The sequence below is a fragment of the Pseudalkalibacillus decolorationis genome (genome assembly GCF_024609785.1).
Taxonomy (GTDB): Bacteria; Bacillota; Bacilli; order Bacillales; family Fictibacillaceae; genus Pseudalkalibacillus; species Pseudalkalibacillus decolorationis.
The window spans coordinates 1-1,577 of the sequence record NZ_JANHJQ010000067.1; the positions used below are offsets into that span (position 1 = coordinate 1).

Annotated in this window: 2 protein-coding genes and 1 pseudogene; 2 read left to right on the forward strand and 1 reads right to left on the reverse strand. The window is 37.1% G+C overall.

Features of this window, described 5'->3' with window-relative positions:
- Nucleotides 1-309: 309 nt before the first annotated feature.
- Complete coding sequence (locus NON16_RS25315; protein ID WP_257352394.1) at nucleotides 310-852, forward strand: helix-turn-helix domain-containing protein; 543 nt, start codon at nucleotides 310-312, stop codon at nucleotides 850-852.
- Between the two features lie 26 nt (nucleotides 853-878).
- Nucleotides 879-1,415, forward strand: a pseudogene (locus NON16_RS25320) (hydantoinase/oxoprolinase N-terminal domain-containing protein); the annotation flags it as partial.
- A gap of 39 nt (nucleotides 1,416-1,454) precedes the next feature.
- On the opposite strand, the gene NON16_RS25325 reads toward NON16_RS25320, so the two are convergent.
- Nucleotides 1,455-1,577, reverse strand: a 123-nt coding sequence (locus tag NON16_RS25325) for an IS3 family transposase (RefSeq protein WP_257348545.1), incomplete at its 5' end; no start/stop codon positions are given.

Sequence of the window (1,577 nt, forward strand, 5' to 3'; positions counted from 1 at the left end):
TAGGTTCCAATTGATATAATTCATGCAGGTCAAACAGGCTTTCTTGTCGTATAATAGTCATAGGGAGTCTTCCTCCAGTCTTAGAGTTTGTTTGGTCACTTACTCATTTCGACTTGTTAGGGAGGTACTCCTTTTTATGTGTCTTAAACCCCTTGAAGCTCTAAGGAGTTAATTTATGAAATTGATTCAATTAATAAAATATTCTTTTAATTCAAAAATTATTATGCTATGATGTTAAAAGTTAAGTAATACTGTAATTGATTACTGCATAATAAGAATTTTTTTCGTTGGATTGAAAGGACGTTTTCTATGGATGAAATTTATAAGAAAATCAAGAGCCTACGTCAGAAGAATGGCTATACTTTGAAAGACCTTAGTGCGAAAACTGATCTTTCGGTAAGCTTTTTGTCTCAAGTAGAACGTGGGTCATCCTCACTTGCGATCACTTCCTTAAAGAAAATCGCGGATGCATTTGATGTTTCAATCACTCATTTTTTTGATTCAGAAACGAATTACAATTACATCGTAAAAGTGGATGACAGAAAGCCATTTAAAATTGAAGGCTCACCAGCTACTTACACTCGATTGAATGGGGAGTTCGTTGGGCGTTCATTGGAACCATTGATGGTTACACTTTCGCCCAAACAAGTGCAGACCCAAACTTCAAGTCATCCAGGGGAGGAATTCTATTACGTTTTAAGTGGAGCAGTCCTTTTTAATGTAGATGGTAAAGAGTACTTCATGAGAGAAGGTGAATCCATTCATTTTCCTTCAAATGTACCTCACTTTTGGGAAAATCCCTTGAATGAGGAATCTACAATTCTTTCTGTATTGACTCCTAACATTTTTTAATTCATAGAAAAAGAAGGGTGGTTATTATGAGAGTAGCAACGGATATCGGAGGAACATTTACGGACCTGGTATATGTCGATGAAAGTGGTAAAGTAGGGGTGGCTAAGAGTCACACTACTCCGCCTAATTTTGAAAAAGGTGTAATCGATGTCATTGAGAAAAGCGGTATTGACCAAAAAGCGATCAAAACATTTATACATGGTACTACCGTCATTATTAATGCCTTAACAGAACGTAAAGGCGTAAAAACGGGTCTAATCACGACAAAAGGATTCCGTGATGTATTGGAAATTGCTAGAGGTAACCGTCCAGACTTGTTTAACGTCCGCTATCAAAAACCAACTCCTTTTGTTGATCGGTATTTACGGAAGGAAGTTGATGAACGCTTAGACCATAAAGGAAAAGTGATTTCACATCTAAACAAAGATCAAGTCAAGGAAGTTGTGGACTATTTCAAGAAGGAAGGCGTTGAAGCAATCGCTGTAGCTTATCTACATGCTTATATCAACTCTAAGCATGAAGAAGAAACAGTCGGATTAATAAAAGAACTATGGCCGGAGGTTTGAACTGTACCCTTAAAAAAAGACAGTTTAATAAAAGTCCTAAGCAGCTAAGAGGTGACCTCGGAATTGTTCCGGGGTCATCTTTTCTAATCCCCATTGATACCTGGAGGAATTGTAGTAATCCATGTAATCGTCTACTTTCTTACGTAATTCCTCTACAGT

What these genes read in the sequence shown, in the direction of transcription:
- NON16_RS25315 (WP_257352394.1), top strand. Translation starts at nt 310, where the DNA reads ATGGATGAAATTTATAAGAAAATCAAGAGCCTACGTCAGAAGAATGGC.